We start from the raw sequence: 20,273 nt of genomic DNA on the forward strand, positions 1-20,273 counted from the left end.
GAGCAGCATGAACAAACGAAAGATGATAGGCGCGCACTCGGCCCTCGCCTTGTTGGCCCTGGCCGTTTCGCAGGTATACGCCGCTGACGCGACCGTGCAGCAGGGACGTGAAGATCGCGCCGAAAAAGCCGCGCAAAAGACCCTGGCCAAAATGACCATGGAAGAAAAGCTGGCCTACATCGGCGGCACTGGCGGCTGGGACGTCAAACCGCTGAACAACTACGGCGTTCCACAGATTCACGGCGCTGACGGCGGCGTCGGTGTGCGCTACACCAGCGAAGGCAACGATCAGGGCGTGGTCTACCCGTCCGGCCCTAACCTGGCAGCCACCTGGAACCCGCGTCGCGCCATCGACCTGGGCCGCGCGCTGGGCTATGACACGGCCACCGGCGGCTACCAGTTCATCACGGGTCCGGGTGTCAACCTGTACCGCATGCCGTACGGCGGCCGTGCATTCGAATACCTCTCCGGTGAAGACCCGTTCCTCGGCGCCAGCCTGGCACCGGGCGTCATCAACGGTATCCAGTCTCGCGGTGTATGGGCCAACGCCAAGCACTACGCGGCCAATGACCAGGAAAGCAACCGCTTCAACCTGGACCAGAAGATGAGCGAACGCGTCCTGCGCGAAATGTCGCTGCCTGCGTTCGAATCGTCGTCGAAAAACGGCAACGTTGCGATGATGATGTGCGCCTTCCAGAAAGTGAACGGCGAGTTCGCTTGCGAAAGCGAGCACCTGATCGCGCAAATCCTGAAGAAGGAATGGGGCTACAAAGGCTTCGTGCAGAGCGACTACAACGCTGTGGTTCACGGCTTCAATGCCGCCCGCGCCGGTACCGATCTGGACATGATGGGCTACCAGATGAACAGCTCCGTGCTGAAACCTCATCTGGACGCCGGCGACCTGAGTGCTGCGACCATCGACGACAAGGTCCGCCGCATCCTCAAGCAGATCTACCTGTACAAGTTCGACAGCAAGGCTCCGCTGACCACCCACAACATGAACAGCTCGACCAGCAACAAGGTTGCTCTGAACGCTGCGCGTGAAGGTATCGTGCTGCTGAAGAACCAGGGCAACCTGCTGCCGCTGGACAAGCAGAAAGTCAAGAAAATCGCTGTTGTCGGCACCTTGGCCAAGTACGCGCCACCGACCGGCTTCGGCAGCGCCAACGTCATGGCCAGCCATTACGTCAGCGAACTGAGCGGCCTGCAGCAAATGGCCCCTAACGCCAAGGTCGAGTTCATCGACGGCCTGTCGCTGGACCCGAGCACAAGTGCCTGGACCACCACCGACACCGCTGGCAACGACGTTCAGGGCATGAAAGTCGAGTACTTCAGCAACACCAACTGGTCCGGTGATGCAGCCGTCACCCGCACCGAGAAGCACGTTGACCTGGACTGGGCCAACGACAAGAACCTGCCGTTCGCAAGCAACACGTCGTCGTCCGATCCGTACACCAGCAAAGGTTCGACCGCTGGCGAGCTGAATGGCGATACGTCTTCGACCTCGATTCGCTACACCGGCAAGATCACCCCGACCCAGAGCGGCGAGCAAGTGTTCAAGGTTCGCGCCGACGGTGCCGTGCGCCTGTGGGTTAATGGCAAGAAAATCATCGACAACGGTGACGGCAAGCCACTGCCGGGCAACAGCATTCCGCCGACCATCCCGGAGTTCGCCAAGATCAACCTGGAAGCTGGCCAGTCGTATGACGTGAAGCTTGAATATTCGCGCCGTGCCGGCTACCTGTCGACCATGGGCGGCCTGGTGGGCGTACAGCTGAGCTCGGCTTCGCTGAACGCGCCGCAAGACCTGTCCGGCTATGACGCGGTCGTGGTTGCAGTGGGTAACAGCAGCGAATACGAAGGTGAAGGTTTCGACCACAGCTTCGATCTGCCCGAGTTCCAGAACGAACTGATCCAGTACATCGCCAAGGTCAACCCGAACACCGTGGTGACCATGTATGGCGGTACCGGCCTGAAGATGAGCGACTGGATCGAACAGGTTCCGGTAGCCCTGCACGCCTTCTACCCGGGTCAGAACGGTGGTCAGGCGCTGGCCGAGATTCTGTTCGGCAAGGTCAACCCGTCGGGCAAGCTGCCGATCAGTATCGAACGCAACATCGAAGACAACCCTGTCTACGCGTCTTTCCCGAAATTCGACAACCAGAACACGCTGACCGACATGGATTACAAAGGTGACCTGATGCTGGGTTATCGCGGTTACGAGAAGAAAGGCATCAAGCCTCTCTACCCGTTCGGTTACGGCCTGTCGTACACCACCTTCGGTTACAGCAACATCAAAGTGACGCCAGGTGTCGCAGTGGGCAACACGCCGATCAAGGTGTCGTTCGACCTGACCAACACCGGCAAGGTCGGCGGTTCGGAAGTCGCGCAGCTGTACGTTGGCCAGCAGAACCCGAAAGTCGAGCGTCCGATCAAGGAACTCAAAGGCTACAAGAAGGTGTTCCTCAAGCCGGGTGAAAGCAAGCGTGTGACCATCGAGCTGAATGATCGCTCGCTGGCCTACTTCGACGAGAAGAGCAAGCAGTGGGTGGTCGATGCCGACACCTTCAACATCTCGCTCGGTGCCTCGTCGCAGGACGTTCGCCTGAACGCCAAGCTGGTCAACTCGTTCCGCCAGGAACTGTCGACCACCACCAGCAACCCGCTGCCACGTTCGGCATTGAACTCGGTTCTGGTCGAGAAGCCACCGGTCAAGACCGGCGGTGTGTTCAAGCAGACCGTCGAGTAAGCATCACGCGGACTGACTGAACAACGGACGAACAAAGGCTCAGGGACGAGCCCTTACCGCTGCATCGACCTGCGCAATGTAGGCATCGAAACACTCGACCAGATCCAACTGATCGGGAAAGCGTAACCACTGAATCTGCAAGCCGTCCATCATGGCCAGAATCTGCTGGATCACCTTCGACAAATCCACGTCTTTACGCACTTCCCCCCGCTCTGCCAATTCCGAAAACTGACGCAGCAAGTGCGCGTGAATACGCGCGTAGCGGGTCTGGAACCATTCGTAGGCAGGCTGATTTTCCAGCAGGCTTTCGGCATTCAGAATCGAAAAGGCACGCACGACACCCGGTGCGGTGGCGTTGGAACGATTGATGGCCCGTAACCCGTTGAGCAGGCCGGTCAATGTGTTATCCGTGCGGACTTCGGCGGCAATTCGACCGTTGACCTGATCGCGGCGCTCCAACACGCCCATCAACAACGAGATCTTGCTCGGAAAGTGGTGCAACAATCCGGCGACGGAAATGCCGACGATGGCGGCGACCTTGGCAACAGACGCCCCGGTATAACCCTCAAGGGAAAACACCTGCAAGGCTGCATCCAGCAATTCTTCGCGACGCTTCTCGCCCTTGGGCGCACGACGCTGTCGGATGACTACAGCTCCCGTTTCCGTGGGTTCATGCCGGGTCATATCAGGCTCCTTCTTGAACAGCCGCGTACCCTAACCATTCAGACCGCCTCTGGCAACGCTAATGAAGCGCGATTGTTGGACAATTTTTCGGCGTATTACAGTAGCGCTGGCGCAGAATTGCAAGCAGGTGCCGCCAAGCCTCCAACACCACTGGTCGCCTGGCCCGCAAGCCTTCATGGGGATATCGACCGTCAGATCGTATCGGACGGCACGCTGCAAGAACCATCGCCCAGCGTCCTCTGCATCAAAACCGTGTCCACCCAGCGACCATGCTTGAAGCCGACCGACTCAAAGACCCCAACCCGCCGAAAGCCCATACGCTCGTGCAAACGCAGCGATGCAATGTTTTCGCTATTACCGATCACCGCGATCATCTGCCGCCAGCCGCCCTGCTCGCAGCGCTCGATCAACGCGCTCAGCAGTGTCTGCCCGATGCCCAGCCCGCCCATGCCATTGCGGACGTACACGGAATCTTCCACAGTAAAACGATAAGCCGGACGCGGGCGATACGGTGTGACGTAGCCATAACCCACCACCTCCCCGGCACGCTCCGCGACCAGATAAGGCAGGCCTTTGGCAAGCACGTGCGCACGACGCTGCAACAGTTCGGCGAGGCTGGGTGGCGCCAGCTCGAAGCTGGAAATCCCGTGCAGCACATGGTCGGCGTAAATGGCATGGACAGTACGCATGTCATCGTCGCGGGCATCGCGCAGGATAAAAGTCGGGGGCATGGCAGGCTCTCGTGCAGGTCTCGGTGAATAGACATAATGATGCCGTTCGCCCTGACATTAAAAAAGCTATGATTTGTCATTCACAGCATAAGAAATACTTTGCCATGCGCCGACTCAGTCTGACCCATTTGCACACCTTCTCGCTGGTCATCGCGCATGGCAGTTTTTCCATAGCGGCCAGGCACCTTCATCTGACCCAGCCTGCCGTGAGCCTTCAAGTGCGACAGCTGGAGGATCAGTTGAACCTGCAACTGATCGAGCGCGTGGGCAAACGCCTCAAGCCAACGTCCGCCGGCAAGGCACTGCTGGAGCACATCGTGCGCATTGAAGCCGTGGTCGAGGATGCGCTGCTGGACTTGTCCAGCCATGCCAGCGGCGTTGCCGGGCAAGTTGCCATTGGCACGGGCGCGACCGCCTGCATCCACTTGCTGCCACCGATGTTGCAAGCCTTGCGCCAGCGCTTCCCCGGCCTCGATGTGCGAGTCAGCACCGGCAACACCGACGGCATCCTCAAGGCAGTGGAGGAAAATCGTCTGGACCTTGCGCTGGTCACCCTTCCCGCCACCGGTCGCAGCCTGGACATCAGGCCGCTGCTGGAGGATGAGTTCGTGGCGATCTTTGCCAGTGGCGAACAAATCCCGAAGGCCGGGATGACGCCCGACGGGCTCGACCCGCTGCCACTGGTGGTATTCGAAGCCGGAAGCAGTACACGCCTGGTGATCAGTGAGTGGTTTTTACAATCCGGAATTCGCGTCAAACCCGTCATGGAACTGGGCAGCATCGAGGCCATAAAAGAAATGGTCGCTGCGGGCCTGGGCTACAGCATCGTGCCACGCATGGCCGTTGCTGCCATTCATCATCGGCGCGGGTTGCAGGTGCATTCACTGACGCCCGGATTGAGCCGGACCCTGGGCATCGTCGTGCGCCAGGACAAACCGGTCAGCAAGGCCCTGCGTCAGGTACTGGATGCGTTGTGGTGCCTGAAAGGGTCATAAAGACGGCTCATCCTGAGCGCTGGACCTGGTGGGTGCGCTATAACGACAGTTGCATCGGCAGCGAATCAGGTTGTACGATGACTGCCCACTAATTCACGATAAATGATTGCCGGCCTGCTTTTTTACGCCGCAACACCGTCACCCCGCAAAGCAACTCGGCAACCCATAAGGAGCGCACGGTCCTGACTCATTCGGTGCCCGCCTCCCACTTCAAACAACAGGAGATACCGATGCCTAACATTCTCGGCCAGAACTTCATCGCAGGCGGCCGCAGTGCCCTCGGCCAAAGCCTGCAGAAGAGCCTGGATGCCACCACTGGTGAAGAATTGCCTTACAGCTTTCACCAGGCCACCGATGGCGAAATCGATGCTGCCGCACTGGCTGCCAAATCTGCCTTTCCTGAGTTCCGTCAACTGAGCCCGGCCCGCCGCGCTGACTTCCTTGAAGCAATCGCCGACGAGCTCGATCAACTGGGTGACGATTTCGTTGCCATCGTCTGCCAGGAAACCGCCCTTCCACAGGCACGTATTCAAGGTGAACGCGGTCGCACCAGCGGTCAGATGCGCTTGTTCGCCAAAGTGTTGCGACGCGGTGATTTTGTAGGTGCGCGCATCGACCTCGCCCTGCCGGACCGCAAACCGTTGCCGCGCGTCGATCTGCGTCAGTACCGCATCGGCGTCGGCCCGGTGGCCGTGTTCGGTGCGAGCAACTTCCCGCTGGCCTTTTCCACCGCTGGCGGCGATACCGCTGCCGCACTGGCGGCCGGTTGCCCGGTAGTGTTCAAGGCCCACAGCGGCCACATGGCGACCGCCGACCTGGTCGCCAGTGCCATCATCCGTGCCGCCGAACGCACTCAGATGCCGAAAGGCGTGTTCAACATGATCTTCGGCAACGGTGTGGGCGAAGGTCTGGTCAAACACCCGGCCATTCAGGCCGTCGGCTTTACCGGCTCGCTGAATGGCGGTAACGCGCTCTGCAAAATGGCCGCCGAGCGTCCGCAACCGATTCCGGTGTTTGCCGAGATGTCCAGCATCAACCCGGTGGTGTTGCTGCCCGGCGCGCTTCAGGCCCGTGGCGAAACCGTGGCCAAGGAGCTTGCAGCCTCGGTGGTAATGGGCGCCGGCCAGTTCTGCACCAATCCAGGCGTGGTCATCGGCCTGCGCTCACCGGCGTTTTCGACGTTTGTAGAACAGCTCACTGAACAGATGAGCAGTCAGGCACCTCAGACCATGCTCAATGCAGGCGGCCTGCGCAGTTACAGCAAGGGCGTCGAGCATCTGCTCTCGCACTCGGGCGTGACCCATCTGGCCGGCAAGCCGCAGGAAGGCAAACAGGCTCAGGCCCAGTTGTTCAAGGCGGATGTCAGCCTGTTGCTCAATGGCGATCAGTTGTTGCAGGAAGAAGTCTTCGGACCGACCACGCTGATCATTGAGGTCGCTGACGACGCGCAGCTCAAAGAGGCCTTGCAGGCCTTGCGCGGACAACTGACTGCCACCGTGATCGGCGAGCCTGCCGACTTGAGCCAGTACAGCTGGCTGCAACCGGTACTGGAAGAAAAAGTCGGTCGCATCCTGTTCAACGGTTACCCGACCGGTGTTGAAGTCTGTGAAGCGATGGTTCACGGCGGTCCATACCCGGCAACCTCCGACGCGCGCGGCACGTCAGTGGGCACCCTGGCCATTGATCGTTTCCTGCGTCCGGTCTGCTATCAGAACCTGGCCGACAGCCAGTTGCCCCCAGCCCTGCAGAACGCCAATCCGCTTGGCCTGCGTCGTCTGGTCAACGGCGAGTGGAGTGACCAGCCTGTCGTTTGATGGCTGACCGGTCACAGCAACCATGAAAAGCGGCACCCCCTGATGAAGGGGGTGCCGCTTTTTTTTGGGAAAAAATGGATGAGCCGGTAAAAATATTTCTGTTTTTGTGTGTTCAGTCGCTTCGCGCACGCCTGTTTTTCACCCTGCCCACAGCACCATATGCGTGCGTTTTACAGGCTGTTCATAAATTAACCACACGACTGTAAGCCACGTGCAACAAGGGTTTCAAAAAGTTACCCACAGACATACCCACGATTTCCGTGGACAACTTTTAGCCGGTTTCGGAACTTAAAAACCCTGAGCAGTGCAAGCGTAAATTTTTTGGCGAGCGGCGTAATCGGCACGGCGCACGCCGACTGCCCTTTGACATACGCCCAGCCTTGACTGACTGTGGCTGTCCATCACTCATCCTGCTGAAATGATTGCTTTTTTCGAGGTGCAAGATTCATGGAACAGCATTGCAAGGTAGCCGTACTCGGCCTGGGTGCAATGGGGGCAGCCACGGTCTACCAACTGGCCAAGGCCGGCGTCGACGTGATAGGGATAGATCGTCATGACCCGCCGCACACCTTTGGCTCCAGCCACGGCGACACACGCATCACCCGGTTGTCGGTAGGCGAAGGTGAGCAATACCTGCCACTGGTGCGCAGCTCTCACGCCATCTGGCGCGAACTCGAAGCACTCACCGGTGAATCGCTGTTCGAGCAGTGCGGCGTGCTGGTCATGACTTCCAGCCCGACTTACACCCCTGAGGACGACGAAGACTTCACCCATAAGACCATTGCATTGGCACGGGCCTACGGTGTGGAACACGAGGTGCTGACGGCTGCCGATATTCGCGAGCGGTTTCCGCAGTTCGCTCCGGTGCTGGACAGCGCCATCGGCTACTTTGAACCCGCTGGCGGTTTTGTGCGGCCGGAACGCTGCATCGCCGTGCAGCTCAGGCAGGCCAGGGAACACGGGGCGCGGTTGCTGACCAACGAGACGGTCATGGCCTTGGAAAACCGTGGCGACCGTGTTCGGATCACCACGGATAAAGGCTTGCTTATCGCTGACCGGGTGGTGGTCAGCGCAGGCATGTGGTCGTCCGACTTGCTGGGCGCACCGTTCAACGAGCGGCTCAGGGTCTGTCGTCAGAAGCTGTTCTGGTTTGGACTGCAAGAAGATGCCGTGTTTGCACCGTCATCGCCGAGCTTCATCATGACTCACGGGCCGGGCGACACGGACGTCAGTTACGGCTTCCCGCCTCTGCCCGGCGAAAACAGCATGAAGATCGCCACCGAGCAGTATAAGGACGCTTCGACGGCGAGCGAACTGGATCGTACCGTCACAGCGCAGGAGGCGCAGGATATGTTTCAGACACAGGTGCAAGGCAAGATCGCCGGCTTGACATCAACGGTGGTCAAGTCATCGGTCTGCGCCTACACCGTCACGCCGGACTATCACTTCATCATTGACGAGCACCCGCACCTGAAAAACGTGACGGTGGTGTCGGCCTGCTCCGGTCACGGCTTCAAGCACTCGGCAGGGCTCGGGTTGGCGCTGGCGCAACGCTGCATTCACGGCAAGAGCGAGACAGACCTCTCGGCCTTCTCGCTGCAACGCTTCGCACAGCAGGCTTGACCGGGGTTCTCAGCGCGCCAGCACGAACGCCTCGTCGATACGGGCCAGGTCGGTATCGCGCAGGGTGCCCGCGTAGTAGTGCAGCTTGATCCAGGCCATCAGGTAGTCGTAACGGGCTTTTGCCAGGTCGCGCCGCGTGCTGTAAAGCTGCTGCTCGGCATTGAGCGCGTCCAGGCTGATACGTTCGCCACCCAGAATGCTCTGCCGTGTCGATTCGACCAGCGCCTGCGCCGACACCAGCGCTTTCTGATAAGCACGCAGCTTGCTCACCCCGGAGGCACAGGCATTGAACTGACGCCGCAGCTCGATCAGGGTTTCGCGCGTCTTGCCGTCCAGCTCATATTCAGCCTGCTCACGCTTGCTGTTGGCCTGGCGCACGGAGGCGCTGGTGCCGCCCCCGGCGTACAGCGGCAAACTCAGTTCGATGCCGACGGTGTTGGTGTCGTAACGCTGATTGTAGGTATTGCCGCTGTCAGACTCGTTCTGGCGAATGCTCGCGTAGGCATTGACCGTCGGCAGGTGACCGGCGCGGTTACGCTCGACCTCGTACCGTGCCACTTCCAGCGCCTGACGCTGCGACGCCAGAATCGGACTGTTGGCCATTGCCAGCGCATGCCACTCGGTAAAGCTGGACGGCGCCAGCACCAGAGCCTGGAAGTTGTCTTTCAACGGCTCCAGCTGAGCGACATCAATGCCCGGCTCCCCCAGCAATGCGGCAAGTTCACGCAAGGCCGCGTCCTGCTCATCACTGGCTTCGATCTGTTCGGCAATCGCCAGTTCGTTGCGCGATTCTGCTTCGAGAATATCGGTGCGTGTGCCTTCGCCCTGCTGAAACATCTGCCGGTTCTGTGCAAACTCTCGCTCGAACGCCTGCTGTTTGGCGCGCGCAATGTTGATCTGGTCCTGCGCAAACAACGCCTGGGTATAGAGCGTCAAAACGCGAACCAGCAATTCCTGACTCTTGCTGCGAAAGGTTTCGTCGGCAAACAACGCCTGAGCCAGGCCCTTGCGGTAATTGGCGTAGGCCTCGTAGTCGATCAGCGGCTGCTGGATGGTCAGGCTTGAACCAAAACTGTTGTAGTGGCGGTGGTCCGTGGTGTCGTCTCGGGCGCCTTTGACGGTGGCTTTTGAATCGTTGCGTCCTTTGTTGTAGCTGTACGACACACGAGGCAACAACCCGGCGCGACCAATGACGCGATTTTCAAGGCCTGCATCGCGCTCTTTGAGCGCGCCGAGGTAAGTCGGGTCATTGCGCAGCGCCAGCTCATAGACCTGAAACGGCCCCATCGCATTCGCCTGCGAGGCCGTACCGAGCAGAATGGCCGTCAGCAAAGCGGCTTTCAGCGGATAACGAAACATCCTATTCCTCCGTCAACGCGGAGCCGGCACGGTCCAGCAAAGGTTTGAACAGGTAATTGAGCAACGAGCGTTCGCCTGTTCGCACAAACATTTCAGCGGGCATGCCCGGTTTGATCACCAGACCGTTGAGTTTTTCCAGTGCGGCATCACCCACCGAGGTGCGCAACACGTAGTACGGCTGACCGGTTTTTTCATCCTGCATCTGGTCGGCGGAAATCAGGCTGACCTCCCCGGAAACCCTGGGTGTACGGCTCTGGTTGAACGCGGTAAACAGGATATCCACCGGTAAATGGCTGGCGACCTTGTCGATCAACTGCACCGGCAGACGCCCTTCGACTTCCAGCCGCGTACCTTGCGGGACGATTTCCAGCAGGGTTTCGCCGGCACGCACCACTGCGCCTTCGGTGTGTACGCCCAGGTTGACGGCAATGCCGTCGGCAGGCGCAAGAATGGCGCTGTGTTGCAGGCTGAAACCGGCAGAGGCCAGTTGCTGTTCCAGGGTCAGTGCCTTGACCTGAGCATCGGCCCATTGGCTGCGCACTTCTTTCTGGTACTCCTCGCGCTGTTGCTGAAGACGAAGCCGCGACTCGACGATGCTTTGCTCTATCCGCCCGGTCTCGCCTGCGTTCTGCGCCAGGTTTTGCTGCACTTGAGACAGCTGGCGCTGAAACTCCAGCAGGCGATTGCCCGGAATGAAGCCGTTCTGTGCCAGAGGCTCCAGGTTCTTCAGTTGCTGACGCAGCGAGTCGGCCTGAGCCAGCAGGTCGGAGCGAGCACGACGCATGCCGGCGAGTTGCAGACCGGCACCTTCGATGCTCGCCTGCAAACCGGCCTGCTCACGAGCCAGCGCCTGTCGACGGCTGCTGAACAATTGCCGCTGACCTTCGAGTACCAGGGCCAGCCGCGGATCCGGGCGTTCTCCCTGCCCGGCGGCGATCAGTTCGGCGGGAAAGCGTATCTCGTCCAGGTTATCGCGCTCGCTCTGCCAGCGAGCAAGGCTCGCCCAGGCCATGCGGTACTGAGCGCGCAGCGATTGCACATCCGCTTCCACCTGCGTCTGATCAAGGCGAAACAGTGGCTCGCCTTCTTTGACCTGTTGGCCTTCACTGACGAGGATCTTGCTTACCACGCCCCCATCCAATGACTGCACGGCCTTGCGCTTGCCCGAGACCACCACCGTCCCCTGCACCGCAATGCCTTGGTCCAGCGGCGCCAGACTTGCCCAGAGGAAAAAACTGCCTGCCCCTGCCAGCATGAGGATCCAGCCGGCGCGAACAAAGAATTGCACCCCGCGTTCCTTGCCCGGCACCGCGTAATGATTGTCGAGAGCGCTGCTCATACGTCGGACTGCCTGTTCTGGGTGCCGTATTGACGGCTCATGGAAAGCCCGGCAGGCGCCGGGCGGGGTTGCGGTTGAGGTGCCTGGCCGGATGCCGCCTGACCGGACAGGGCTTGCAGCACCTGAGCGGTAGGGCCGAATGCCTGCATGCGGCCCTCGCTCAGGACCAGCAGCCGATCCGTCTGATTCAAAGAGAGCGTGCGATGAGTGACGAGAACAACCGTACACCCCCGGGCCTTGAGCTCGCCAATCGCCTGGGTCAAGGCCGCTTCACCTGCGGCATCCAGATTGGAGTTGGGCTCGTCCAGCACCACCAGGCGGGGCTCGCCATACAACGCGCGGGCCAACGCAACGCGCTGTTTCTGGCCGCCCGACAAGCCTGCGCCATCATCACTCAGCCGCGTGTCATAGCCTTGCGGCAAGCGCAGAATCAATTCATGCACTCCCGCCAACTGCGCAGCAGCAACCACTGCGCTCGCATCGCCCTCGCGAAAGCGCGCGATATTCTCTGCGACGGTGCCACCGAACAATTCGATGTCCTGCGGCAGATAACCGATACAGGGGCCAAGCGCTTCACGGTCCAGGCGGTGCATGTCAGCGCCGTCCAGTCGCACCGTGCCGCCGAGCGCTGGCCAGACACCGACCAACACGCGAGCCAGGGTCGACTTGCCGGAACCCGAGGCGCCCAGCACGCCGAGCACTTCCCCGGCCTGCAACTGGAAGCTCACTTGCTGCACGGTAGGCGAGGTGTGGCCCGGAGGGGCGGCGCTGACCTGCTCTGCGCTGATCTGACCGCGCGGTGTCGGCAACGCCATACGCGGCGCAGGCTCCGCATAGGTCTTGAGCAACTGGTCAAGACGCCCGTAGGCCAGACGCGCAGAACTCCACTGTTTCCAGACGGCAATAAGCTGGTCGATGGGGCTGAGCACGCGCCCCATCAGAATCGAACCGGCAATCATCATGCCTGCGGTCATCTCACCACGAATCACCAGCAAGGCCCCCAGCCCCAGCACCAGCGATTGCAGGCACAGGCGCAGTGCCTTGCTGATCGAGCTGATCACCGCGCCGGTGTCGCTGGCACGGTTTTGCAACGCGAGAAAACGGCCATGAACAGCGAACCAGCGACGACGCAACGCCTCCAGCATGCCCATGGCCTGAATGGCCTCGGCCTGTTGCAAATGGCGGGTCGCCAGTTGCGCGGATTGCTGCGAATAGCCACTGGCTTCGGCCAGCGGTTTGCGGGTCAGCCACTCGTTCAGGCAGGCCAGCCCCACCAGCAGCACTGTGCCGACACTGGCCAGCACGCCTAGCCAGGGGTCAAAAAGAAAAATGACCGCCAGATAAACAGGAAACCAGGGGGCATCGAAGAACGCGAACAACGCCGGGCCGGTGAGGAACTGCCGAATGAAGGTCAGGTCGCCCAAGGCCTGCCCTGCCTGGCGCTGTCCGGCATGCAGGTTGCTTTCGAACGCGGCCTGATAGACGCGCAGGTTGAAACGTCGCTCCAGCTCGCTGCCGATGCGGATCACCACAAAGCTGCGAATCATCTCCAGCAGCCCGATGAACGCAAAGAAGCCGACCACCATCAGGGTCAGCATGGCCAGCGTGGTCTGGTTCTGTGACGTCAACACGCGGTCATAGACTTGCAGCATGTAAATCGATGGAGCCAGCATCAATACGTTGATCAGCGCGGTGAAACAACCGACTCCGATCAGCGCGCTCTTGTAATCAGCCAGCGCTTTGTAAAGCGGCGGCTGCGCGTTTTTGGGCAACGCACTCATGGTTGTTCCTTGATGGTCTTACTGACGACGGGGTGACATCCCTGGGTTTTATCAAACTACTCGCGTCTGTCCATGAAACGCTTAATCGGCGAGCCGTCCAAGGATCAGCACCTCACCGTCAGGCAGACGCGCCTGGTAGGTCTGCTCCCCCATGTTATTGAGGTGGATCAGGCGATTGCCTTCCTTGTCGGTAAAAGCCAGACCGTCCGGGGTCGGAAACCAGCCGGCGGGTGTTCCGTGCAACCACGTTGCTGCACAGGCAAGATCACCCCCCAGTTGCGGTACTTCGGTATTCAACTGCAGCTCACAGGTATCGCCCGCCTTCCCCTGAAGAGAAAGTCGCCACTTGCCGCTGAGTTCAGCAGGGTCGGGCAGTTTCAAACTCATGGCCATGCTTGCTCCAGAAATCCCCACCAGCAGCGCAAAAGCAACTGGCACGATTCGAACAAAGTGATTCTTCATGATGGGGGTACATTCCAGATCATGGGCGACAGCAGACAGTCGCCCATGATTGTTACAGATTAAACCACGATATCAGTGGCAAACGCTTGACCAACGGTTCCCACGAGGAAGTCACCCAGCCCCTGCCCCGTGAAGTCGATAGCCAGGCTGCCCAGGTTGCTGCTCTGGTTGTAGTTCAGGATCGCTTCGCCAGCATGACCGCTGAACGCGTTGACGAACTGCAACGCATTCAGGGTGGAAATGGCCGATACGTCGATCTTGTCCTGACCGCTGACAAAATCACGAATCGTATCCTGAGCCGCCCGGTTGGAATCGGAACTGGCACCGAACACAAACACGTCGGCACCTGCCCCTCCGGCCAGGCTATCCGCACCCGCACCACCGTAGATGATGTCGTTGCCGGCACCGCCTTTCAGGTCATTGGCAGCCGCATTGCCGATCAACAAATCGTTGCCCGAACCGCCCACTGCATTTTCAACCACGACGCCCTTGGCAATGGAGACGTTACCGACCATGCCGCCGACGTCCGAGAACGAGGCTGCATTGAGGTTGATCTTCTGGTTCTGAGTGAACCCCGAGAAGTCGAGGGTATCCTTGCCCCCGCCATCCCACACCGAGAACACCACCTTGGAAGAGGCGGAGGTGGCGCTGTAGAAATCGCGCCCGGCCGTGGAGTTGAAACCGTACACCGTATCGCCGGCACGGGTGCTCATGTTCGCGCCATAGAGTTGCTGAACGGCAGCAATATCATCCAGCAACGGCGCCGAGGAATACGACGGAGCGCCGCCCTTGACGAAGTTCTGGTCGGTATTGGATTCACTCCAGTAGCTCATGACGCTGTAACCGCGGGTGTCTTCCGCGTAGCTGGCATCCTTGTAGGACGGGTTGCCTTCGCCAGCGTTGTAATCACCGGGATGGGAAAGGCCCAAGGTATGGCCAATTTCGTGGGTCAGGGTCTGACGACCGTAATTGCCATTGTCGGGTGTGGTGTTGACCTTGTAGCTGTTATCGACAAGGTACCAGGACTGGCCGTCAGTACGGCTGTTGCCGCTGGGCAGATAGGCGAAAGCCGCCCCGCCTGCGCTGCCGTTACTGTAGTTGCCGAATGTCATGTGCCCGTCGCCGCCGGAGGCAGCCTGGGTAAAACTGACTTTGGCGACGTCCGCCCAGGACTGCATCGACAGCACGGCTTGAGCTTTCTGTTGCGCGTTGAACGCACTGAAAGTCCCCAGAGAGTTGTCGAACCCGGAAGGTTTGGCGGTCAGGAAGGTGTAAGTGAGGTTGATGGTGCCGTTACCGTCGCGATCCACCCAGGCGGCGTCGTCGCGAAGAATGTAGTCAGCGGCCTGATCAACCGAATACGAAGGCTTGCCATTGATCGTGAGGTTACCGCCACGGTCATAGGCGTGAGCAAACGTATTGATCTGGTCGAAGGAGGTACTGGTAGCGGCGGAGAGTTGAATTGCAGCATTTTCTTTGACTTTCGTCATGACACTTCCTTGTTTGCTGGTAGACAGATTGGTACGACAGGACTCCATCTGTAGCGAGGAAATCCTGTCACTCGCCTTGTGGTGCGTAACAAAGCTGACACATTTTGAAATCTAGTGTCCAGCCCTCTCCGGCGATGTCAATTTGCCTTAATCGGGGAAGTGCCTACAGACGCTAAGGAATCGCCCGATATTTTTTTTCGTGATGGTCAAAGGTCGATAAGCGCCTGAACAGACTGTAACAATCTTGATAAAAATGACTGATCGGTCAATTTTTTTGACTGGCTTTGCGACAGGTCTTCGGGGTCGTAAAACGCAAAAATACAAAAGCCCCGACAAGTCGGGGCTTCTGGTTTGCGCAGCGAGGCCTGAATGTTCAGGCCGTGTTGATCAGTCGTCGCGGCTCATGATGCCGAAGATCTGCAGCAAGCTGATGAACAGGTTGTAGATCGACACATACAGGCTGACGGTCGCCATGATGTAGTTACGCTCGCCACCCTGGATGATCGCGCTGGTCTGGAACAGAATGCAGACCGACGAGAACAGGACGAAGCCTGCGCTGATCGCCAGTTGCAGACCGCTGATCTGGAAAAACATGCTGGCCAGCACTGCACCCAGCAGAACGAAGAAGCCTGCGGTGATAAAGCCACCCAGGAAGCTCATGTCCTTGCGGGTGATCAGTACGTACGCCGACAGACCACCGAATACCAGAGCAGTCATCGCGAAAGCGGAACTGACGACCTCGGCACCGCCAGCCATGCCCAGATAACGGTTGAGGATCGGGCCAAGCAGGAAACCCATGAAACCTGTCAAGGCGAAGGTCGACACCAGGCCCCATGCCGAGTCACGCAGCTTGTTGGTCAGGAAGAACAGACCATAGAAACCGATCAGTACCACGAAAATATTCGGGTAGCCGACGTGCATCTGCTGTGCGACAAATGCCATGACACCGCTGAACGCCAGGGTCAGGGCAAGAAGACCATAAGTGTTGCGCAGGACACGACTAACCTCGAGCTGGTCGGCCTGCATGCCGGTTTTAAGGCTGTAATCCTGTTCGCGCATGGCGAAACTCCTTCCTGTTGAAATGTTGAGTTGCAAAGATCATAACAGAGGCGCTGCAACTGGCTAGTCACAGAGTTTGACAGCTTGTTTCATTCCGGTATTATGGCGCCCGCAACGAAGTGGAGGTATGGCCGAGTGGTTTAAGGCAGCAGTCTTGAAAACTGCCGACTGTAACAGGTCCTAGAGTTCGAATCTCTATGCCTCCGCCATATTTGATAGCACAAAGCCCTGATTTCTCAGGGCTTTGTCGTTTTCGGGGTTTGGCGGGCGCCCCAGTCGATTCACCGGCAAGACAGGGCACACACCCTGCCGGTTTGAAGCGACCTACATATCAAGCACCAGACGGTCCGACGTACATCTCGACACGCAGATCATCATCGTCTTCCCGGAAGCGCGTTCCGAAGCACTGAGAACCGCGTCGCGATGCTCCAGCGCCCCTTCCAGCACACTGACTTCACACGCCCCGCACACCCCTTCCCTGCAGCTATAAGACACGTTGTGCCCTGTGGCGATCAACGTATCAAGCAAGCTGCCCTGGCCATCGTGATGAAGCTGCTTTCCCGAGCGAGAGAGAATCACCTGATGCCCTTTGCCGATCCCTTCCGGGATAGGCGTCACGACGCCAGAAAATCGCTCGGTGTGACTGTGCCTGATCCTAAGCGAAGAACAGGCCTGATCAAACGCAGTCAACATGGGGGCCGGGCCGCAGCAGTAAAAATGCGTGTCGGCTGGAAAACCCTGCATGAACGACTGCAGATCGGGCGGACGCCCCTGCTGATCATCGAAGTGGTAACTCACTCTGCCTGAAAGCCCCTCCAGTTCGTCGCGAAAGGCCATCTCGCCCTCCGAGCGCGCGCAATAGAGCAGCTCGACCGCCGCGCCTCGCTCCTTGAGCTGCCTGGCCATGCCGATAAGCGGTGTGATGCCAATGCCTCCGGCGATGAACACAGCGTGTTTCGCACTGGCCACCGGAAAATTATTGCGAGGCGGCGACACCTTGAGCAGGACGCCTGCACGGAGGTACTGATGGATGAATGCAGACCCGCCACGACTTTGCCGATCATGCAGCACGCCAAGACGGTAGTGGCCTGAATACGCCGAAGTGCCCATCAATGAGTAGCTGCGCACCAACCCGTTGGGCAAATGGACGTCTATGTGTGCGCCCGGATCGAAAGCCTGCAGGCTATCGGAACCGACGGGCGCGAGGTCGATGGAAACAATGCTCGGTGTGTGCCGGGTGATATTCGTCACGCGGACGGTCTGCAGGCCAATGCCCATAGTTACTTTCCTTGTACAGATCAACAGCCGGGCGATGCCCTGCGCACCGCCCACGCAAGAGCCGTCAGGCATCTTGACGCTGACCGACCGGCTCCTTTATTTTGAGTGAATAACACGTACAACCTCACTCTGGATTTTCTATGCCGCTCATGGATGAATGTATAGGGCTGTTGAACGCAGCCAACTCACAGGACTGGTTCAACTGCCTCCTTGTGGCGGCACGCAAACTGGGGTACGGCGAAGTCCTGTATGCGCTGAAACCGACCAAAGAGTCATCCAATGCTGAGGCCGATATTGTCAGCAACTTCCCGTCCGAGTGGCGTCGCCGCTATGACAAAGAGAACTTCGCTTCCATAGACCCTACGGTCTCTCACAGCTTCTCGTCCTCTTTGCCTGTCCACTGGCACGACACGCTTTACAGAACCCGATCAGAAAGCGAGTTCGCTGAAGAAGCCAGAGGCGCAGGCCTCAGCCACGGTATAACCTTGCCCATACACGGCCCACAGGGTCAGGTCGGAATGCTCAGCCTGAGCTGCGACTCAATGCCGGAAACCGAATATTGCAAGATGCTGCGTCACAGTTCCGGGGCGGCAGCGATACTTCGCGACTACACGGTGACCAGTGGCAGTCAGTACCTGATGCAACACTCCAGCTCGAGAACCCCCCACCTCACGTCGCGAGAGCTGGAAGCCCTTCGTTGGGCCTGTGCTGAAAAAACCACATGGGAAATCGGAAAGATCCTGGCTATTTCCGAACCCACGGTGGAGTTTCATTTCAAAAATATCCGGCGAAAACTAAATGTCACGTCGCGAAGACTGGCCGTGGCCAGAGCCATACAACTGGACCTTATCGCACCGTAATAACGGGTTCGTGTTCGCTCGCGCCCCCAGCAGATCGTTATCGTTTATCCGCCCTGCGAAATAAAGACGAAGCAACACGATCAGGCTGGGCGACCCTTTGCCTCCGCACTCCAGCCGGCTCGCCGCCGGCTGACTCAATCCAAACATCCGCCAGAAAACACCCTGGCTCTTGCCCAGCGCCAGCCGCATGGCAACGGCCTGCTGAATTAAGGGTTGCTCAGTCTCCATGTCCACACCTTCGCTCGATACCAGCACCCTAATCGACCGCCGCAGCAGCGCCTACCTATCAGATTGATAGGCTGCCGGTTATCCACATCGGATATATAAAAGTCCCTCTTTCCGAGGTGACGTTCATGACCATAGCCATTGATGCAAGAAGCAACTTCGACAGTGTTCGTCTGCAAAAAATGCATGCGCTGCGGGCGAGAGTCTTTCGCGATAAAAAAGCCTGGGAGGTCAGCGTTATCTGCGGGATGGAAATCGACGGCTACGATGCCTTGAACCCTTATTACATGATTCTTCAGGACGCCGACCGGGAAGAAAGTGTCTCGGGGTGCTGGCGGCTACTGCCCACCACGGGGCCAAACATGCTCGCCGATACCTTTCCGGAACTCCTGGCCGGCTCTCCTGCGCCGTGCGCTGAAGATACCTGGGAACTGAGCCGGTTCGCGATCTGCCAGCAAAGCGGACGCCCGTACGCGTTTTCTGACCAATCCCTCATCGCCATCAGAGCCGTTGTGTATTTCGGTGTAGAGCGAGGCTTGAAGCAGTTCGTGACGGTCACCACCGTGGGTGTCGAGAAACTGCTGATCCGGCTGGGCCTGGATATTCAGCGGCTCGGCCCCGCTCAAAGGGTCGGAGTAGAGCGCGCTGTTGCACTCTCCATTGCGCTCAACCGCAAAACACTGGACGCACTAGCCGAGCAAGGGGGGCAATCCAACCTGTCAAACTGATAGGTTCTCCCAAACGCAGATTGGTAGATGATCTGTACATCGCCTGGCGCCTGTCCCTTCATGCAGACCGGCGATAAGGCTTTACCTCATTTCATAATAACTACAATTGGACTGTGGAGAAGACACATGGAAACCGTGATTGATTCGCCCAAACGTGATGCCGTCGAATTCTCAGGCCCGGAGACCTGGCCGGGGTTCATGACCGCTACTGCACTCCAGGACTACCTCAGTGCAGAAGCCGGGTTACAGACCGCACTTGAACAAGGTTATAGCCACTGGTACATCGACGGTAGCCTGGAAGGCGAGCGTCCGGCCGACTTCACCGCGGCGCGCATTGCTGCGCTGAACGAGATGATCGACGCCACCGGGTTGAAACCGATCTTTCATGGCAACTTCAAAGCCCCGCTGGGCAGCGACGTCGATGCGCTCGCTGCAGCGGCGCTGGCTTACGTCAAGCAAGAAGTCGATATATGCGCAGCACTCGGCGGCGCGCCTCTTATCGTTCACGGCGGCGGCGTTGTGGAGCCGCGTCTGGTCAAGGAAGCCCGCGAGAAAGGCCTGGAGCGCCTCATTGCAAACCTTCAGGAACTGGTCGCCTACGGCAAAGAGCGCGGTGTGGAGATATGGCTGGAGAACCTGTGTAACTACACCCGTTTTCATCCGTTCTATTACATTTGCACCACGGAAGACGAAGTTGAGCGTGTGCTCAATTCGGTGCCCGGTCTGCACATGTTCCTGGACGTATCACACGCTTACGTGAACGAAGGTGATCCCCTCTCCTTCTTCTGGAAGTTCACCCCTCGGGTGGTCGGCATGTCGTTCAGTGACAACAACGGCGACCGGGATTCACATTTCCCGCTGGGCCGTGGCAACCTTAACTTCACAGGCTTGGTGGATGCCATCCAGTACACCGGCTGGAAGGGCATGGTGGGCTTTGAAACGCGCGGCGGCACCCTGCGCGGCAGCGTCGACTTTCTCAACCAACTCGTAGCGTCCTCCGCTCGATAATATGAAGTGCTGACGACGGGTAACACCGTCGTCGGCGTTGAGGTTTTTTATGGGCAATCCATTATCGTCCACACCGTCATCCGGCAGC

The 20,273-nt window shown here is 59.0% G+C and carries 17 protein-coding genes and 1 tRNA gene; 8 read left to right on the forward strand and 10 right to left on the reverse strand.

The features are described 5' to 3' along the window. Nucleotides 1–7: 7 nt before the first annotated feature. Nucleotides 8–2,749, forward strand: coding sequence for a beta-glucosidase (locus BW686_RS18515; RefSeq protein WP_084918975.1), 2,742 nt, complete (start codon nt 8–10; stop codon nt 2,747–2,749). A 39-nt stretch (nt 2,750–2,788) separates the two neighbouring features. Here the strand turns inward: BW686_RS18515 and BW686_RS18520 are convergent, their stop codons facing one another. Both BW686_RS18520 and BW686_RS18525 read right to left on the reverse strand, forming a co-directional pair. Then, nucleotides 2,789–3,433, reverse strand: coding sequence for a TetR/AcrR family transcriptional regulator (locus BW686_RS18520; protein ID WP_084918976.1), 645 nt, complete (start codon nt 3,431–3,433; stop codon nt 2,789–2,791). Nucleotides 3,434–3,624: 191 nt separating this feature from the next. After that, a complete protein-coding gene (locus tag BW686_RS18525) occupies nt 3,625–4,164 on the reverse strand; it encodes a GNAT family N-acetyltransferase (RefSeq protein ID WP_084918977.1) in 540 nt (179 codons plus the stop codon). A 104-nt stretch (nt 4,165–4,268) separates the two neighbouring features. Between BW686_RS18525 and BW686_RS18530 the strand changes: the two genes are divergently transcribed. From BW686_RS18530 to solA, 3 genes are all read left to right on the forward strand, one after another. Next, nucleotides 4,269–5,159 carry a LysR family transcriptional regulator gene (locus BW686_RS18530; RefSeq protein ID WP_084919040.1) on the forward strand — a complete coding sequence of 297 codons (891 nt, stop codon included), beginning with the start codon at nt 4,269–4,271 and terminating at the stop codon, nt 5,157–5,159. A gap of 230 nt (nt 5,160–5,389) precedes the next feature. Then, entirely contained in the window at nt 5,390–6,973 is a 1,584-nt protein-coding gene (locus BW686_RS18535; protein ID WP_084918978.1) for an aldehyde dehydrogenase (NADP(+)), read from the forward strand. A 447-nt stretch (nt 6,974–7,420) separates the two neighbouring features. Then, nucleotides 7,421–8,596 carry an N-methyl-L-tryptophan oxidase gene (gene solA / locus BW686_RS18545; RefSeq protein WP_084918979.1) on the forward strand — a complete coding sequence of 392 codons (1,176 nt, stop codon included), beginning with the start codon at nt 7,421–7,423 and terminating at the stop codon, nt 8,594–8,596. Nucleotides 8,597–8,605: 9 nt separating this feature from the next. On the opposite strand, the gene BW686_RS18550 is transcribed toward solA, so the two are convergent. The 6 genes from BW686_RS18550 to BW686_RS18575 all read right to left on the reverse strand — a co-directional run bounded on the left by BW686_RS18550 (nt 8,606) and on the right by BW686_RS18575 (nt 16,086). Beyond that, nucleotides 8,606–9,955, reverse strand: a complete 1,350-nt coding sequence (locus tag BW686_RS18550; RefSeq protein WP_084918980.1) for a TolC family outer membrane protein — start codon at nt 9,953–9,955, stop codon at nt 8,606–8,608. A gap of 1 nt (nt 9,956) precedes the next feature. After that, complete coding sequence (locus tag BW686_RS18555; RefSeq protein ID WP_084918981.1) at nt 9,957–11,294, reverse strand: HlyD family type I secretion periplasmic adaptor subunit; 1,338 nt, start codon at nt 11,292–11,294, stop codon at nt 9,957–9,959. Beyond that, nucleotides 11,291–13,075, reverse strand: coding sequence for a type I secretion system permease/ATPase (locus BW686_RS18560; protein ID WP_084918982.1), 1,785 nt, complete (start codon nt 13,073–13,075; stop codon nt 11,291–11,293). The genes BW686_RS18555 and BW686_RS18560 overlap by 4 nt, the downstream gene beginning before the upstream one ends. Before the next feature lie 81 nt (nt 13,076–13,156). After that, complete coding sequence (locus BW686_RS18565; protein ID WP_179149313.1) at nt 13,157–13,537, reverse strand: protease inhibitor Inh/omp19 family protein; 381 nt, start codon at nt 13,535–13,537, stop codon at nt 13,157–13,159. A 59-nt stretch (nt 13,538–13,596) separates the two neighbouring features. Further along, nucleotides 13,597–15,027, reverse strand: a complete 1,431-nt coding sequence (locus BW686_RS18570; RefSeq protein ID WP_084918983.1) for a serralysin family metalloprotease — start codon at nt 15,025–15,027, stop codon at nt 13,597–13,599. 387 nt (nt 15,028–15,414) lie between these two features. Beyond that, nucleotides 15,415–16,086 carry a Bax inhibitor-1/YccA family protein gene (locus BW686_RS18575; protein WP_084918984.1) on the reverse strand — a complete coding sequence of 224 codons (672 nt, stop codon included), beginning with the start codon at nt 16,084–16,086 and terminating at the stop codon, nt 15,415–15,417. A 121-nt stretch (nt 16,087–16,207) separates the two neighbouring features. Here BW686_RS18575 and BW686_RS18580 point away from each other — a divergent pair. Continuing rightward, nucleotides 16,208–16,295, forward strand: a tRNA-Ser gene (locus BW686_RS18580). A 115-nt stretch (nt 16,296–16,410) separates the two neighbouring features. On the opposite strand, the gene BW686_RS18585 is transcribed toward BW686_RS18580, so the two are convergent. Continuing rightward, nucleotides 16,411–17,364, reverse strand: a complete 954-nt coding sequence (locus BW686_RS18585; protein WP_084918985.1) for a PDR/VanB family oxidoreductase — start codon at nt 17,362–17,364, stop codon at nt 16,411–16,413. Between the two features lie 140 nt (nt 17,365–17,504). Between BW686_RS18585 and BW686_RS18590 the strand changes: the two genes are divergently transcribed. Then, on the forward strand, nt 17,505–18,224 hold the full coding sequence (locus BW686_RS18590; RefSeq protein WP_084918986.1) for a helix-turn-helix transcriptional regulator: 720 nt from the start codon (nt 17,505–17,507) through the stop codon (nt 18,222–18,224). Here the strand turns inward: BW686_RS18590 and BW686_RS27570 are convergent. Then, a complete protein-coding gene (locus BW686_RS27570) occupies nt 18,159–18,452 on the reverse strand; it encodes a helix-turn-helix domain-containing protein (RefSeq protein WP_373271034.1) in 294 nt (97 codons plus the stop codon). The two genes, BW686_RS18590 and BW686_RS27570, sit on opposite strands and share 66 nt — an antisense overlap. A gap of 125 nt (nt 18,453–18,577) precedes the next feature. Here BW686_RS27570 and BW686_RS18600 point away from each other — a divergent pair, with 125 nt between their 5' ends. Both BW686_RS18600 and BW686_RS18605 read left to right on the forward strand, forming a co-directional pair. After that, nucleotides 18,578–19,177 (forward strand): acyl-homoserine-lactone synthase, encoded by a 600-nt coding sequence (locus tag BW686_RS18600; RefSeq protein ID WP_084918987.1) that lies wholly within the window; start codon nt 18,578–18,580, stop codon nt 19,175–19,177. Nucleotides 19,178–19,303: 126 nt separating this feature from the next. Next, nucleotides 19,304–20,185, forward strand: coding sequence for a sugar phosphate isomerase/epimerase family protein (locus BW686_RS18605; protein ID WP_084918988.1), 882 nt, complete (start codon nt 19,304–19,306; stop codon nt 20,183–20,185). Nucleotides 20,186–20,273 lie beyond the last annotated feature (88 nt).

Source organism: Pseudomonas syringae (genome assembly GCF_002157375.1).
Lineage (GTDB): Bacteria > Pseudomonadota > Gammaproteobacteria > Pseudomonadales > Pseudomonadaceae > Aquipseudomonas > Aquipseudomonas syringae_T.